Origin of the sequence: Metallosphaera sp. D4-4 (assembly GCF_046245145.1) — an archaeon.
GTDB classification, from domain to species: Archaea; Thermoproteota; Thermoprotei_A; order Sulfolobales; family Sulfolobaceae; genus Metallosphaera; species Metallosphaera sedula.
Genome location: NZ_CP176412.1, coordinates 919,437 through 934,879, shown reverse-complemented (window position 1 = coordinate 934,879; position 15,443 = coordinate 919,437). Strand labels below are relative to the sequence as shown.

The window sequence follows — 15,443 nt, the reverse complement described above, 5'->3', positions numbered from 1 at the left end:
AGCCTGGAATCTTATCTTGGAGTCGGTTACACCTAGTTCGGAGTGTCTTGAGTTAAACTTTTCTATTAGTTAAACCAATCTAGCCCATGGAGGTCAAGGTTCATAGGAAGGGGATCATTGTCCTCCCGCAGAGCGTTAGACAGGAACTGAACATAAGGGAGGGTTCCAGATTGGAGTTGGAGGTTAAGGATGGAGCAATTATCTTGCGACCCAAGATAAGTCTTCTGGACGCTTTTGGCGTGGATAAAAGGGAGAAGGGTCTAGAGGCGTTGAAACTGATCCAAGAGGGGAGAAAGTGAAGGAGAGAATTAGCCTCGACTCCAGCTTCTTCACGGTGTACTTCTCAGGTCTTAACGAGGAGTCTAGGCGTGTGATGGAGAAAATATACTTGGGGGATTACGAGGCTTACCTTCTCACGACCCACCTGGGTGAGTTCCTTGACGTTTACAGGAGAGTGAGTGGTTTAACTGATGCTTTAGTTAAACTAAGGTTGATTCTCGAATCACCCATCAGGGTTATACCCTTGACCCTAGAGGTGATCCAGGACTCAGTCAGGATTAGGGAACAGTATCCCTCGCTTTCGCTTAACGATTGTTATCTCGTGTCCAGCTCTACGAGGCTGGGATCGAGGATTGTGACTGCGAACCCTGAGATAGTGAAGGCGAAGCAAGACTCGATCCTCCTCAACGTCGCGTAACGTATTTCTTCTCCAGACTCTGGACCTCGGGCAGGCCTATAAAATTGAGGAATTCCTTGAATGGGTAAAGTTTATCCATGACATTCGCCGGAGTTCCATCCCTCTTTATCTGCTCTAGCACACTCTTCATGGCTAAGGTGGCGGAAAGCAGAGCGCTCACGGGAAATATCACGAGCTTAAACCCGAGTCTCCTCAACATGTCTAGACTCACTGGGGGAGTCCTACCACCCTCAGCCCAGTTGAAAAGGAGGGGAATCCCTCTAAGTTCCCTTCCAATAATCTCGATCTGTTCCAGGTTCTCCGGAGCCTCGACGAAGATCATGTCGGCCCCAGCGCGATGGTACTGCCTTGCCCTCTCCAGGGCGGAATCAAGCCCCTCGACCGCGATGGCATCTGTCCTTGCAATTAGGAGGAAGTCTGGGGACTTCACGTCCTTGGCTGCCCCTATCTTCTGAACCATGTCGTCCGCGGGGATGACCTCTTTCCCTGAGATGTGACCACATTTCTTGGGGAAAACCTGGTCCTCAATGTGAATCCCTGCAACTCCGGCCCTCTCGTACTCCTGAACCGTCCTTATCACGTTGATCGGGTTACCATACCCTGTGTCTGCGTCCGCAATGACGGGGATATTCACGGCATCAACAATCCTTCTTGCGTTATCCACCATCTCGCTCATGGTTAGAAGACCTACGTCAGGATAACCCAGTAATCCGGCTGATGTCCCGAACCCCGTCATATAGACGACTTCGAAACCCGTGAATTCCACAAGTCTGGCTGAGAGGGCGTCAAACGCTCCAGGTGCAAGGAGTATTTCCCTTGAGGAGAGGAGTTCCCTTAATTTACGTGGACCGTTTACCCTTTCCTTTACAAGTCGAGACATGGGATAGATAGGGAGAGGATAAAAATCAATCTTGAGGATCTAAGATCACGAGATCCACACGGCATTCAATCAGCGTTAATGAAAAGGATATCATGGCCTCCTGCTCACCCTCAAGTAAATCAGAATCCCAATGACTAGGAAGATCATAACTCCTGCATTCCATTCCCAGGAAAAGCTACCCTGCAGGTCATATCTCAGGGCCTGTGCAACGTAGGTAGTCGGTTCCACCAGTGATGGTAACTGTAGGTAAAGTGGCAACACCGAATATGGAACAAAGGTTGGGGCGAAGAAGGAGAGCCCTAGACCCAGAACCTGAGATAACTGATTGACCTGCCTCTGTCCCAGGGCGAGTCCCAGATCCATTCCAAGGACGATTGACGTGATCAATGACAGGATAAGGGTTGCCATGAGGTAGACCCAATTAATACTGAACAGCACCGCGGTCCTAGATATCACCATTATCAACACCACTAGAGGAATGGATATTATCAAGGTTATGAAAGCTAAGGAGAGGGCCGTTAACCACTTTGGAGATCCGGACACGTAAAGTAGTGTCAACTGTTGCTCCGTTTTCATGAATGAAATCTGTTGCGAGATAGATAGAAAGCCGTCCAGGAAAATGTATAGGGTCAACGTTCCCACTAACGTGTTCTGGCTTGGCAGGTTCAGTATCAGGGCGATTGGGAAGAAGAGGAGGTAGAACAAGGTAGTTAAAATATAGAAGCGCACCTGCCTAAGGTAGATCTCAACCAGGGTAAGGAACTTCATTGGAACAACCTCATGAAGATTTCCTCTAGCGAGGAGAGCTTTACCTCAAACCTGAAGTTCGCCTTTCCCAGAAACTCCATCAGTTCCTCCCTCTTCACGTAGTACTTTTCACCACTATCCACGTTGGTGACAACGTAATACTCGGAGAACTTCTGCTTGATTTCCGAAACCTTACCCTCTAGGAGTATCTTTTTGTTCAAGAAGTAAACCCTGTCGGACAAGGTCTCCGCTTCCTCCAGGTAATGGGTCGTCAGGATTATGGTTTTCCCTTCCTTTTTCATCTCCACAAGGTAATTCCAGACTTCTCTTCTTGCCTCTGGATCCAGGCCCACCGTGGGCTCGTCGAGGACCAGGATTTTGGGGTCTGAGATTATGGCAGAGATTATCAGAACCTTTCTCTTGTTGCCTCCCGAGAGGTTGTCGACCCTTGCCTTAGGATCTATTCCCATGAGTTCAAGGAGTTCCCTAGCCTTGGCTCTGGCCTCTTGTCTAGAGAACCTCTTCAACATACCAAGTAGGGTAACATGTTCCTCTGCTGTCAACGAGTCCAATGGTCTCCCCTCCTGAGGTACAACTCCCATAAATCTGAGCGCTTTCTGCGGTCTCTCTCCCATGATCCGTATTTCTCCCCTGTCTGGGTAGAGCTCTCCGTAAATCTGCCTCATGAGCGTGGTCTTCCCGCCACCGTTAGGACCCAGGAACGTCACGAATTCACCCTCATCAATGTTGAAGGAGACGCCCTGGTTGGCCACGTTCTTACCGTAGCTCTTCCAGACGTCCCTTGCCTCCATCTGCGACATCTAATCACCCCTAATCCTGACCAAGCCCCCGTTAACCTTGGTCGAAATTGTCAGGTTCACCTTTCCAGGACGTGGCCTTGGTATTGACGTTAATCCCAGGTCGGTGGAGGAGGACGTGACTATTCCCAGATCCTTCGGCAGAGAGAGTGAAAGGTCTATTATGCCTCCATCCACGGTTAAGGAGAGGGAACTCTCAGTCAAGGGATAGGACAGCTTCCCATCCACTTTTCCTCCATCTATTCTTAGCTCACATTCCCTTGTTGTGAGGTCTAGACGTAGTAGTCCTCCGCTCATGTCAGTCATGAGGGAGTCTACCTTTAGTCCCTCTATTGTTGCCTTTCCCCCATCAACGTTGAGTTCCAGGCTGTTCAGGTCTGGGTAGGAAACCTTAAGATTGCAACCGTCGGCGTCAATCTTGCCCTGAGATAGATCAAGGTCATTAAGATCATGACACTCTGCCAAGACATGGGGTTTACCCTTTACAAGTTTAACCAATCCACCACTCAAGTTTATTTCAAGGGTGTTAGAGAGGGGAATTTGATCGTCATAGACTATGTGCAAATCATTCAGGACAGGTAATTTCGAGATAGTATAGGAGAGAAAGCTGGTCAATAAGGATTCTGGAGAGGGGTTTTCGTGTTTGGCCTCGTCTGGTAACTTTTCCTGGTCTGCCATCAACAAGTTATACTTTCCCTTAATCCTGTCCTTAATGAGTGAGAGTGTGTCATTGGAACACGCCAGATTGTCCACGTTCTCTATGACTTCCAGGACCTCATTAAGTAAAGAGGAATTTACCTCAGACAGGTCCAGGTTCTTGACCTTTCTAATTACTAACTTTCTACCTTCGTTCCTGAGCTTAACCAGAAGTTCATCGTCAATCTTCACGTAATTCAAGTGCTCCACGACCATAGGAAAGAGGCGAGTATCCCCAGAACTTATCATGGACAACAAATTCAATGCCTTAACTCCATCATCGGTCAGGCGATAAGTTCCGTGTTCATTTTTAGTGACTAGCCCGCCAAGCTTACGGAGGTGAAAGGATAGACTAGGACTGTCCAACCCCAGCTCGTTAGCCAACTCAGAGAAGGTTTTCGGAGTCGATAGCGACTGGATTATCCTCCTCCTCGTCTCATTTGATATCGCCTCGAATATATCCATAAGTCCAAAAGAATATTTACACATTTAAGTTTTTCGTAATTTTCTGTTTAGTAAAGAAAAATTTACTCTTGACAGGTAGGGGTCACTTCTAGGGATGAGGCTTGGAAATTCCCCGAAGAAAAAGATCTCAATACCTTTGGATCTTGGGCCTCTCCCCTCCTGAGGTAGGAATGGCTAAAATTTGGAGGAACAGATAGAGGAGAGGGAGTGGCTGAGAAATGACTTAGAATAGAGTGAGACATGCAACTAGCTAACGAGATCTTTAATGATATACATACGCACAGTATATCTCTAGGGAAGTCGGATTTAACCTCCCTGGACAGGCTCAGAGTTAAGGACTAACCTCCATCTTTAAGGGTAGTCGCATTTGAATCGAACCCCCCCCCCCGCTAGATGGATATAACGATGGAAACGCAATGAACTATATTTTTAGGATGGAGTCTAGAAAACGAAGGAGTTTGATACGTAAGAAACCTTCTAACGAAGCTATATATATGGAGTTCCAAAAAGTTACCTAGATCTATTTGAGGCAGCATGAGGGAGAGCAGTGACTATAAAAGCTTTTATATCATAATACACTCTTGATAGTGAGTCGCCCTTGGAAACCTGAATCTCGAAGTCCAGAATTAACTAAAAACTGTTCAGATTGCTCGCGACAATGATTGTGAATCAAATTGGGTTTCTATAGTATTAGGATAGAAAAAATAATAGGATGAACAGGATAATAGGAAATTGAAGAAAAATGAGGTTAAACCCAGTTCAAACCCAACTCGTAATCAAGTTAGCCATGATGGGAGCAGCAGCAACTGCGTTGCTGTTAGCTAGCCACGGAGTTATAATACATGGAGAAATAGCGGATGGAAACTTGGGAGGAGTATAAAATATTTTAGAAGCAAATTTTACATTTTCTCTTATTTTGTCGCACAATCCAACTCTCATTTTAACCTCAAAATTTAAGAATGAACACTATCATTAGTCTATGTATAGGATAAAATGAATAGAGTCACTGTCGACGATATTACGATTTCAAAGGCTCTTATGTACATTCAAAGGTTTGGAGATCTTAATCCTAGAATACTTGGTGCTCTGGCTCATATTAAAAACATGGACTCTGTTGTTAAATTAATCAAAGAGGAATTTTCTCTTAACGTATCTTACATAGCTAGATACAAATCACTTGGATTGAAGGCTTTATTTTTATTAGTGAATGCAGATCCTAGGTTAGAACTTGCTGATATATATGAAATGTTTGACGGTTTTCCTGGATTTATAGGAAGAGATCAAATATCTAATGAGAGACTTATTATTAGTTTAGTTCTTCCCCCAAAATTTGAAGAAGATATAACGAATGTTGTAAGCGTACTAGAGGAGCGTAGAATATTTGAGATAATTGATTTCCTTGACGTTGAAGATAGTATACAGTTTACATATGATTTCTCTACGTACGATTTTAAACTTCGAAGGTATAAAGAACAATTTCTAGTAGAACCTAGGGAACCTGTCTATTTCCCTGATTTAAGTGATGGGTTTGAACCAGATTGGATCGATCTTCAAATAATTGGAAAGAAACAAGCAAGGAATTATCTAACACTAAAGGATATAGCTAAGATGATCGGCGTAAATTATAGAACTGTCCTAAGACACTATCAAGAGCATATAATTGGAAAAGGGTTAATTAGCGCATTTGGAATACGACTCAACGGAAAGTATCAAACAAGGATATCTATAATTTTTGATAAAAATGAAAATTTTCTCAGAGAACTTACTAGAATACCTACACTGACTCACGTTCATAAGCTAAGCAAGAACAAGTACTATGCTACAGCCTTTCTGGAAGATTCGATTGCTAGCGGGATCCTAGAATATATCTCTCAGCTAAAATATAAATATCATGTTGACGCAGATGTAATGATACATCCCTATGAACCGAAACTGAAGTATCTTCTTGCAGCTTCGATACCATATGAACATTTCACAGTGGACGGAAGATGGACTATGGACAAGCAAAGAGTAAGAGATAACATAGAAAGAGTCGTGAGGAAACTCAAGGCTCCTAGTTCAACACAGAGCTACCACATTCCCAGACTGGGCAGAATAGAGTAGTAGCTTAACTTCGTGAACTGTACATTCGACTTGGCATTTCAGAACTTATTCATTTCCTCTTAAATCACGAATAACCCTTCATGCTCGCTACGTTTATCATTTCGAGAAACTAGAAGCCGTATCCTTCAGTTAGATTTCACGACCTGCTAGAGGGAATAGGTTAACCACTTCTTCACTCCTCAATTGGATCCTAAACTATTTAATATCCTGGATATTCTGTCTATATGGACGTCCACGAAGAAATTAGGAAAGAAGAGATGTAAGAAGTTATTTTAAACCAAGGTCCGATACCATAACAAGTCCTTTCCAGAATCCTCCTAGCTGCTCATCTAATTCCATCAGTGGGTTATTCCCAACCGTGGACTTTCATAATAAAGGAACCAAACATCAAGAGGGATGTTGAGGAGGTAGAAATACGAAGAACTAGTAGGAACTGCCTGACGAGAGGAGGAAAATGCTCTTCGATACCATCAAAGAGGGAATAATGTACCCACCAAATCTAACAGTGGATCCTGGCTGATCGAAATTCGGTCCACATGTCTTAGGCAAGATAACAGGCCAGAAACGTGTTGGTATAGTGTTGACTCCCTGAAAATCTTTGGCTTACGGCTAGCCCAAAGACATCGGTGTTGGCTGAGCCTCCTTAATAAAGGGAAGGTAAAGGACCTACTTGGAATTCCAAGGGATATCGATCTGTCCCCTATCTTACCATGGGATATGTGACCTCTTTCTCGGGAAGACCAGGGCTGGAGCGGAGAGGCCGGAACTACGGACTTCCCCTATCCGAGATAGTATCTCAGGACTCCTGGGGTAGGAGACTAGATCAGAACCTGGTCGGGATCCTGAACGAAACTGGAGTGACCTCTCACCCTTCATCGCACCTAACTGCTTTCCTTTACTATTTAACTTTAAACTACTTAAATAAACTCAAGGATTTAAGTTAACTCGCTGATTATATCTCACAATGATAATAGCCCAAGCTCAAACAATATCCCAATCTCTAAGTCAATTAGGAACTGAATTTGTTAATGCCATACCCTCGATCATTTTATTTGTCATCATCGTCATAATAGGCTATATCATAGCCAATATAGTAGCAAGTGTGATAAGGAGAATACTACCGAGAATAATGACTGGACCATCCTCTGCCATTAGCACTGACCTAGTTCCAGGCGTTGTGAAGGCGCTAATAATACTGTTAGCGTTAGCAGTCGCTTTTTCGGTACTTAACCTAGGACCAGCAACGGTCTACGTCGCTGATGTGGCTAGATACTTACCAGCGCTTGCGGGAGCAATTCTCCTGCTAACGCTGGGACTTTCCCTGGTCAACATCCTTATCGACTACATGATGAAGCAAATGAACACAGGTGACCCGTTCGTCCAGACCATTTTCGCAGTTCTGAGGTTCGGAATATATGCCGTGATCATCACCGTCGCTGCAACCCTCGCCATATTTTACTGGATACCGAGCATTAGCCCCTACCTGTTCTACGACATCATACTAGCGTCAGTTATCCTGATGTTCGCCTTCACGATCACGGACAAGGCCTTCGAATCCATCTCCAGGTCTGATCCAAACGCGACTACGCTGACGTCCTACGGGAAGTTCATCCTCTACACTATCTTCATACTAATTGCAGTGGCTATCATAACTCAGCCCTTCGCTAACGTGTCAGGTGTCCTGCAGGTCCTCGCGTGGGGACTGGCCATAGGTTTCGGTCTACTCTTGATACCCCTCGTGTATGCCTACGCCAAGAGGCTAGCTGCGGAGATGTCAAGGTAATAGGTGTAAGTAAACCACTCTTTTTTTTTTCTCTTGATTTCTAATCATGACAACCCGTAAACCCACTCATAGTTATGTAGAACACTCATGAAATCTCTGCCAACCCACCTGCAAGCTCGTAACCCTAGTTGGGCCTCATAAGGAAAGATGAATCGGTTGTTTATTATGGTTGAAAATACTCAGCGTATCTAGAGATCTCAATCGTTCAATTTTCCTTCGAAACTTCTTTCACTGACCTTTTTGATCTAGGCCCGATAGCGTCTAACTCCCCCCCCCCAAGTGACTTAGGAGGTCATAAGTGGTAATGATTCTACTGCAAAAGGGATTTACTTAAGAACCCACTTGCATGTTACAGAGGACCGGGTATATTCACGTTAAAACTAGCTGGAACCCCTTTTCCACGAGGTCCTGGAAGGCGTAGTGGTCGTGCTCGTCTCCCAGTAACTTGACCTTAAGTCGGTCCCTTATATTTAGGTGCGGAGGGGATGCGCAGTACCCACAGGCCCCGAGGAGGAGACCTCTCTTCACAACCTCGTCAAAGGCGGGTTTCAATCCCTTGTATGGACTATCAGAGATGGGTATCTTAGTCCCCAACCCGTCGAGGTAAACTAGGACCTCGTTCCCCTTCTGACTCAGTTCAACCGCATAATGAAATGCGTGGGCTGCCTTAATGGATTCGGAAAGGCTCGAGGGATCACTCATTACTACGAAAAGGAGTTTAGCCATAAAGTAATGAAGATAAGGAAAACTAAAAAAGATTTTAACTCTGTCAGACGAGCACCACACTGAAGTTGTTGGTTAGTATCGTGAGCTCCTCTGTGCCCACGTAGCTCTCCGGTACCCCGTTCACCAGGTTGTCGTGCACGTTATATGCGCTCTCAGCCGTGTTGGAACCGAAGGTATAAAGTGATGGGATGGGGGTCACCCCAGTGCTCGATAAGTAGTATAGCCCTAGCGACGAGTTGAGATGGGTGAACTGTGTCGGTGCACCATTTCCTCCACCTCCCCACACTAGCTCCGCGTCGTAGTAGAGACCGTCAGGCGTATACGTGTTCCCGTTAATTGTGATCTCCGCGGACTTTATCCCAGGCTGGGATATGGTAACCTTGTCGTAGTACTGAACCGAGGTGACTTGACTACCCTGCAGGATCTCATACCCGAACCATATACTCACTGAGTTAGACGTGTATGACGTGTTCACCACATACACGTATGAGAACGGGAAGGAGTAGGTAAAGGTTGGACCCACGTCGTAATAGAAGGTGTTCCCACTCCCAGCAGAGGCGACCTTTCCGTTCCCGGACACCGCAGATGACGAAAGGGTTGAGGGGTTCCCTGTGAGGTTCCAGATATTGTCAATGAAGGTGACCTGGTTCTTGTTTGTCTGGAAACTTCCAACGTCCTGTAGCCAATACGCGAAGGTTCCCTGCGTAGTGTTTACCTGCAATACGACGTTCATTTGCAGGGTAGCAGAGTATGGATTTACGCCGTATTTTCTGGCCTGCTTGTAGTATGCGAGCAAGCTGGTAATGTTGGCGTAACCCAATACCTTGGAGGTCTCTATGACGTATGGCGTTACCTTACCTGAGTAGTTATAGAGGCCGAAGGACGCTATTCCTGAGGGGGCTGGCGGAGATGTGTAGTAAAGGAATGGGTTCACGTACTCTCCGCGGGGTTGTGGCTTGCCGTGGATTGGAGGGAAAAACATGGGAGATTGTTGGGCTGCGGATATTGCGAAAAAGGAGGGTAACAATAAAATAGTTATGAGACCTAGGACTTTTAATTTTAACATTTGAATAATCTCTGGGTATGGGTTATTTTAATCTTTCTAAGTACAAATCCATCAAAATGTTAGGTTTTAGTTCCCAATACCTCGTAGCCTAGATCTTTGAAGACCTGCCCCTGGTGGACTCATGAGATCTGGAAAAAGGTCTTTGCCTCTTAGACCTTCTCATTTCCCTCAAATCTTCCACAAGGTCGATTAGCCTATCACCCGGGTTCAATTCGCTTTGCAAAATTATTTTAATTTTCAGGGCGATTTACTCCTTCAATGGACTGCATATCGCTGACCAATGTCGTCAAGAGATTTGGACTAACGTACGCCTTGAACGGACTCTCCTTCTCTATCCCCTGTGGTGGCAGATACTCCCTCCTAGGACCAAATGGTGCTGGTAAGTCCACGACCATGAAGATCCTCGCTGGCCTAATTAGACCTGACAGCGGAGAGGTCACGATCAAGGGAATGCCCCCTGGGAGCAAGGAGGTCAAGAGGATACTCGCCTACCTCCCTGAGGACCCAGTCCCGTACAGGATTCTGACGGTCAGGGAGAACCTGGAGTATTTCGCCTCCCTTAGGGGGATCCCGAACCCAAGGGAGAAGGCAGAGGAGATGATTGACCTGTTTGATCTGAGGGAGTACGAAAGGATTCAAGCGGGGAAATTATCCAGGGGAAACCAACAGAAGCTCTCTCTTGCCCTCGTCCTACTTCACGAGCCTGAGATAGTCCTCCTCGACGAACCCCTCAACTACCTGGACATACCCACGCAGGAGAGGGTAATCAACATTCTGAGGGGAATGAACTCGACCTTCCTAGTCTCGACCCACATAATGTCGATTGCCTCAAGGCTCACGGATCACGTGATCATGATCTCGAGGGGGAAGGTTATATGGGCCGGTAGCATCTCTGAGTTAAGGGCCCTAGGAAGGGAGGACGAGCCCATAGAAAGCGTAGTTTCGAGGATGATGACCGATGATCACTAAACTTCTGAAGGTCATCATTCTATCACGTTTCCCCAAGTCCACAATCATGATGATCGTCCTCCTGGACGCAGTCCTAGTGGGCATGAGCGTTCCTGGAAGAGGAATCTCCCCCGCAATATCTCCTGAGTTCTCGCTTCTCTCGATCCTTTACATTACCTTCCTTGTTGGGATTTCACCTTTCAATTCTAGGTTCAACCTAGTTACCAAGTCAGACTCCGACTTCCTAGTGATGCTTCCTGTGGATGATAGGGAACTGATTGCCTCCTTCATCCTGGGGTACTTCGTCGTGAGTTTACTCTTCTCTGCCGTGTTTGTTGCCTGGTTCGTGTACGCCCTCGGACTCTCGGGACTGGTGATACCTCCCTTCCTTGCGCTTGCGATATCGTCGATGTCCGGAACCCTTTACAACCTTGATAATAGGAAGAAGGCGGTGGTCAGCGTGGTCATGGTGGCCTGGTTCCTGTCAGCCTTGGCGAGGTTTCCCTTAAGTCCCTTATCCATGTTTGCTGGTTTCTGGTACGGCTACGTGATATTACCGGTTTTCTCGCTGGCCCTCCTGGTCCTGGCCCTGAAGAGGTTCAATTACGCCACCTTCTCCACGATGTCCTACACTCCTCCAGGGAAACAGGAGGTCAAGAGGGAGATTACCTTTAACGCGGGGAATCCCTTCCTCCTCATGCTGGAGAGGAACTTGAGGATATTCGAGATTGGCGGAAGAATGAACCTGATGGGGAGCTATACATTCGTGTCCAGGAGGATTGAGTGGTGGAAGATTTTGAGTGTCACCGCAGGTGTCGGGGTCGCGATCTACGTGTTGTCAGCCCTGGGATTCAGGAGCTTTCAGCTGGGGTTCTACGTCCTCCTCGGAACTTGGATCTTCACGGTATCCTACTCGAACTCGGCGTTTATCTCGGAACCTATCTGGCTGGACATGAACGTGATGAGTCCGATCCAGTTCGCGAGGTATTACATGCTAAGTAAAGCGTTATCTGTTGGGCTAATGTTGCTCCCAATCTCCCTGTCTTTCCTTGCCCTGGGGAGGATTGGAATAGCTGTTGCCATGCTAGTGGATTTGCCGCTGAGCTCGATCATGATCATCTCACTTTATGCCAGGTTCTATCAGATCAACTTCCAGAACCCCATGACCTTCAGTCCGTCTAGGTACCTTGTGGGATTCCTCACCATGATTCCCCTAGTGGGGATAGTCTTGATTGCGTTCCTACCTACCCCCGGAGTGATGGAGGGGGTAACGGTTTTTGAGGCCTTGATCTCTCTGCCCTTCCTGGCAATGAAGAGGTACTGGGAGAGGGTTGTGGAAAAGATAGTGACCACAGTGTGATTTCTGAACTAGGTTGTTATTCTGAACTTGGTGGTGACTTCCCTCCACATGTAGACTTTATGACGAGGAACTTTCTACCTTAAGAGAGGTTTAGTCCATTATAGGGATACATAAAAATCCTCTTCGAAAGAGGTATAATTTAGCTCCTACTAACATTAATATGACTCCTTAGGGAGTATGTTTCCCTTGCATCATATCCTAGCTTTCTCCGAAACAGGCAATCAATTACGCGCTATTCCTTAGGCTTGTGTAGGTCTCGTCTAAAGTTTTTTACGTAGGAGGAGGAACTAATCAGGAAAACCTTGATTACTACCATCAAAATCAAGAACTTCAAGAGCTTCAGGGACGTCACACTTAATCTCGGAAAAATAAGTGCAGTAGTAGGCCCAAATGGTAGTGGAAAGACTAACCTAGTTGATGCGTTCTCCCTTCTAAAGCAGGTTTTGAGACCCTCCTCGCTTTCACCCTACCCTTTCGCGAGATGGGGCGAATACAAGAACGTAGTTTTCATGCAAGATCCTGGTTTGGATATTTCCTTCGAGCTAGAGGGAAAATACAAGGGAATGGAATACAGATATTTCCTTGAGATCAACGGAGAGCACTCCTTCACCATAAAAAGGGAGGAGGTCAGGCTAGGGGACAGGGAAATAGAGAGGGAGAGAGACGCGGTCAAGATTGGGGACAAAAGAATCAATATCCCCGTGAACCATAGTGTTTTCAATTTATTTAATGCGCTTGATCACGGTACACTTGATAACTTGTTCTCCCTTTCTGTGCTGGAAAGCGAATTGAAGGACTTCATGCTAAACTTCTTCAACGACGTCCTTATTCTTCGTTCCACGGAGAACGCTCTCCAACCTGTTCACGTCTCAGCTCCTGAGGGTATTGGAGAGGATGGGGCAGGTCTCCCTAGGGTTCTGCTGGGGAAACCTCTGCCAGATCAGATAAGCGATCTCCTGAACTCCCTAAACATGAACCTGAGGGAAACTGTCTCCGACGACGGTAATGTTACAATGTTCGCTGTGGAGGTCGTGAATGGGAAAGAGATAGCCATTCCCTCAACCTCGATTCCCTCGGGCGTACTCAAGATGATAATCCTTTTGACTTCAATCTACGTACTTAAGCCTAGCCTGATAATCATAGATGGATTGGAAAATTCCCTGCATCTGAGCTTCATGGAGAAGTTAATTGATATTCTTAGGTACTCTAAACCCCAATTCCTGATCACAACGCACTCGCCCATGGTCATGGACTTCCTGTATCCATCAGAGCTGGTCATCCTTGATAGAGAGACGGGAGAGACTAGGGTAACTATGATTCAAGATCCTCAGGGGCTAAAGAAGAAGCTCTTGGAAAGGGGCTTGACCCTGAGTGAATGGATCATGTACTAGATGATTCTTTGAGGATCTGCGGAAGATCCCATCAAGATTTCGAGATGAGCTACCTCCAAAACTGGCGAAAACGTGGATTTCAATGTCTCTGGAAAGCAAGTTTCCAAGATTTCTTGAAAGCGATAGGCGACCCTTGACCCTCTCCTTTAACTCCCCGGTTAAAGAAGTTTCATAACCCGCCGTAAGTATAATACTTATGGAACTCAAAATCACGGTTCTGAGTGACAACTTCTCCTCGACGGTGATACCTCCCCTTCTAGGAGAGTGGGGCTTCTCAGCACTAGTGGAGTACCAAGGGGTCAAGGTCCTGTTTGACGTTGGGAACTCTGGGATTCCAGTCCTGCACAACGCGTCCCTCCTAGGTTTGGACCTAACGCAGGTAGATTACGTTGTCCTAAGCCACGGACATAGAGACCACATTGGCGGGCTTGGTAACCCCAAGCTACTCAAGAAACTCAGGGGAAAGATGGTGATTGCTCACCCTGGCGTATTTGAGCGGAAACTACTCAACTGGTCTGGGAAATTGCAGGATATCTCTATTCCCCTCACTAGGGAGGAAATGGAGAAGGAGTTCTCACTAGTCCTTACCAAGAGTCCCCTGGAATTCGTTGACGGGCTGGTGTTCAGCGGAGAGGTGAAGAGGTTTGGTTTCCCGCAGTATACGGGAGGCCTCTTCAAGGTTAGCGAGGGAGTTACCCAGGATAACATGGAGGATGACGCGTCACTCTACATTAAGACGAGAGAAGGAGCCGTTGCCGTCACAGGTTGCGGTCATGCGGGAGTCCTAAACATAGTAAGGGATCTCAAGGAGAAGGTTAAGCCCGAGGAGATTCAGGCCGTCCTGGGAGGTTTTCATCTCCTTTCCTCTCCACGGGAACATGTGGAGGAGGTGTTCTCAAGCCTGCTCAAGGAGAGCAAGAGAATAGGGCCAGCTCACTGTAGCGGGAACTTGGTGAAATCCCTAGCCCAGAACCAGAAGGTATTCGTGGACATGGGAGTGGGCAAGACCTTCAAGTTAACGTGAAACGTTTAAATCCTCAAGTGATACTCTAGCCATGCAGGAAATTAAGGCTACTGACGACGAGCTCAAGAGAATTTACGAGGATATACCTTCCAGTTACGATAGGGCAAACAGGTTCATCTCCTTCAATCAAGACGTTAGATGGAGAGCCAATCTAGTTAAGACTGCATTGAAGTTCTGTCCCAATCCAGGGTCAGTCCTCGATGTCGCATCAGGTAAGGGAGAGCTCACATACGTTCTTAGGAAGTTCACCCAAGCCTACTCAGTGATGGTGGATTACTCAGAAAACATGTTGAGGCACTCCCTGGTGGAGGGAGATAGGATTCAGGGCTCTTTTGACGCGCTCCCCTTCAGGGATAATTCCTTTGACCTTGTGATGAGTAGTTTCGCGCTTCACGCCTCAGACAACGTTGAAGCGGTGGTGAGGGAGATGGAGAGGGTCTCTCGTCATGTTCTAGCGTTCATTGCCATGGGGAAGCCCGATTCCGTGTGGAAAAGGGCTTACGTGGGGTTCTATCTTCATTACGTGATGCCATACATTGCCGCGTTGGGTGGAGCCAAGGCCAGCGATTACAGGTACATCTACTATATTTACAGGAGGTTATACACTAACTCGTACTACAGACAACTGTTCTCTAGACTGCTGAACCTTAGGGTTTACAGGGAGTTAGCACTCAACCTGTTCTACTTTGTTGTGGGAGAGAAAAGGGGAGAAGACGAGAGGTAAAATAAAAAAAGAGAG

At 46.5% G+C, this 15,443-nt stretch carries 16 protein-coding genes; 10 read left to right on the top strand and 6 right to left on the bottom strand.

Translation table 11 applies throughout. The features are described 5' to 3' along the window. Nucleotides 1-86: 86 nt before the first annotated feature. Both ACI49J_RS05270 and ACI49J_RS05265 read left to right on the top strand, forming a co-directional pair. The gene (locus ACI49J_RS05270; protein ID WP_240253299.1) at nucleotides 87-299 is read left to right on the top strand and encodes an AbrB/MazE/SpoVT family DNA-binding domain-containing protein; all 213 of its coding nucleotides are present in this window, start codon (nucleotides 87-89) and stop codon (nucleotides 297-299) included. Then, entirely contained in the window at nucleotides 296-697 is a 402-nt protein-coding gene (locus ACI49J_RS05265; protein ID WP_240253295.1) for a PIN domain-containing protein, read from the top strand. Before ACI49J_RS05270 ends, ACI49J_RS05265 begins: the two co-directional genes overlap by 4 nt. On the opposite strand, the gene ACI49J_RS05260 is transcribed toward ACI49J_RS05265, so the two are convergent. From ACI49J_RS05260 to ACI49J_RS05245, 4 genes are all read right to left on the bottom strand, one after another. Continuing rightward, nucleotides 684-1,577: an oxaloacetate decarboxylase gene (locus ACI49J_RS05260; protein WP_240253292.1), complete on the bottom strand. Its 894-nt coding sequence runs from the start codon at nucleotides 1,575-1,577 to the stop codon at nucleotides 684-686. The genes ACI49J_RS05265 and ACI49J_RS05260 overlap by 14 nt on opposite strands. A 90-nt stretch (nucleotides 1,578-1,667) precedes the next feature. Next, nucleotides 1,668-2,345, bottom strand: a complete 678-nt coding sequence (locus ACI49J_RS05255) for an ABC transporter permease (protein ID WP_240253291.1) — start codon at nucleotides 2,343-2,345, stop codon at nucleotides 1,668-1,670. After that, a complete protein-coding gene (locus tag ACI49J_RS05250; RefSeq protein WP_240253289.1) occupies nucleotides 2,342-3,145 on the bottom strand; it encodes an ABC transporter ATP-binding protein in 804 nt (267 codons plus the stop codon). Before ACI49J_RS05250 ends, ACI49J_RS05255 begins: the two co-directional genes overlap by 4 nt. Then, a complete protein-coding gene (locus ACI49J_RS05245) occupies nucleotides 3,146-4,303 on the bottom strand; it encodes a helix-turn-helix transcriptional regulator (protein ID WP_240253287.1) in 1,158 nt (385 codons plus the stop codon). Between the two features lie 742 nt (nucleotides 4,304-5,045). Here ACI49J_RS05245 and ACI49J_RS05240 point away from each other — a divergent pair. The 3 genes from ACI49J_RS05240 to ACI49J_RS05230 all read left to right on the top strand — a co-directional run bounded on the left by ACI49J_RS05240 (nucleotide 5,046) and on the right by ACI49J_RS05230 (nucleotide 8,189). Next, the gene (locus tag ACI49J_RS05240) at nucleotides 5,046-5,183 is read left to right on the top strand and encodes a hypothetical protein (RefSeq protein ID WP_240253285.1); all 138 of its coding nucleotides are present in this window, start codon (nucleotides 5,046-5,048) and stop codon (nucleotides 5,181-5,183) included. A 113-nt stretch (nucleotides 5,184-5,296) separates the two neighbouring features. After that, nucleotides 5,297-6,406, top strand: a complete 1,110-nt coding sequence (locus tag ACI49J_RS05235) for a hypothetical protein (protein WP_240253283.1) — start codon at nucleotides 5,297-5,299, stop codon at nucleotides 6,404-6,406. Nucleotides 6,407-7,370: 964 nt separating this feature from the next. Continuing rightward, nucleotides 7,371-8,189: a mechanosensitive ion channel family protein gene (locus ACI49J_RS05230; protein ID WP_240253281.1), complete on the top strand. Its 819-nt coding sequence runs from the start codon at nucleotides 7,371-7,373 to the stop codon at nucleotides 8,187-8,189. Between the two features lie 369 nt (nucleotides 8,190-8,558). Here ACI49J_RS05230 and ACI49J_RS05225 read toward each other — a convergent pair whose 3' ends face one another. Further along, nucleotides 8,559-8,915 (bottom strand): hypothetical protein, encoded by a 357-nt coding sequence (locus ACI49J_RS05225; protein ID WP_240253279.1) that lies wholly within the window; start codon nucleotides 8,913-8,915, stop codon nucleotides 8,559-8,561. Between the two features lie 43 nt (nucleotides 8,916-8,958). Next, nucleotides 8,959-9,942 (bottom strand): thermopsin, encoded by a 984-nt coding sequence (locus ACI49J_RS05220; RefSeq protein WP_275691871.1) that lies wholly within the window; start codon nucleotides 9,940-9,942, stop codon nucleotides 8,959-8,961. 297 nt (nucleotides 9,943-10,239) lie between these two features. Between ACI49J_RS05220 and ACI49J_RS05215 the strand changes: the two genes are divergently transcribed. The 5 genes from ACI49J_RS05215 (at nucleotide 10,240) to ACI49J_RS05195 (ending at nucleotide 15,428) form a co-directional block, all read left to right on the top strand. Next, nucleotides 10,240-10,950 carry an ABC transporter ATP-binding protein gene (locus tag ACI49J_RS05215; protein WP_240253277.1) on the top strand — a complete coding sequence of 237 codons (711 nt, stop codon included), beginning with the start codon at nucleotides 10,240-10,242 and terminating at the stop codon, nucleotides 10,948-10,950. Next, nucleotides 10,940-12,289, top strand: a complete 1,350-nt coding sequence (locus ACI49J_RS05210; protein ID WP_409366467.1) for a hypothetical protein — start codon at nucleotides 10,940-10,942, stop codon at nucleotides 12,287-12,289. Before ACI49J_RS05215 ends, ACI49J_RS05210 begins: the two co-directional genes overlap by 11 nt. A 302-nt stretch (nucleotides 12,290-12,591) precedes the next feature. Next, nucleotides 12,592-13,680 (top strand): AAA family ATPase, encoded by a 1,089-nt coding sequence (locus ACI49J_RS05205; RefSeq protein WP_240253273.1) that lies wholly within the window; start codon nucleotides 12,592-12,594, stop codon nucleotides 13,678-13,680. Between the two features lie 196 nt (nucleotides 13,681-13,876). Next, the gene (locus tag ACI49J_RS05200) at nucleotides 13,877-14,704 is read left to right on the top strand and encodes an MBL fold metallo-hydrolase (protein ID WP_240253272.1); all 828 of its coding nucleotides are present in this window, start codon (nucleotides 13,877-13,879) and stop codon (nucleotides 14,702-14,704) included. Nucleotides 14,705-14,735: 31 nt separating this feature from the next. After that, complete coding sequence (locus ACI49J_RS05195; protein WP_240253271.1) at nucleotides 14,736-15,428, top strand: class I SAM-dependent methyltransferase; 693 nt, start codon at nucleotides 14,736-14,738, stop codon at nucleotides 15,426-15,428. The last annotated feature ends 15 nt before the right edge of the window (nucleotides 15,429-15,443 follow it).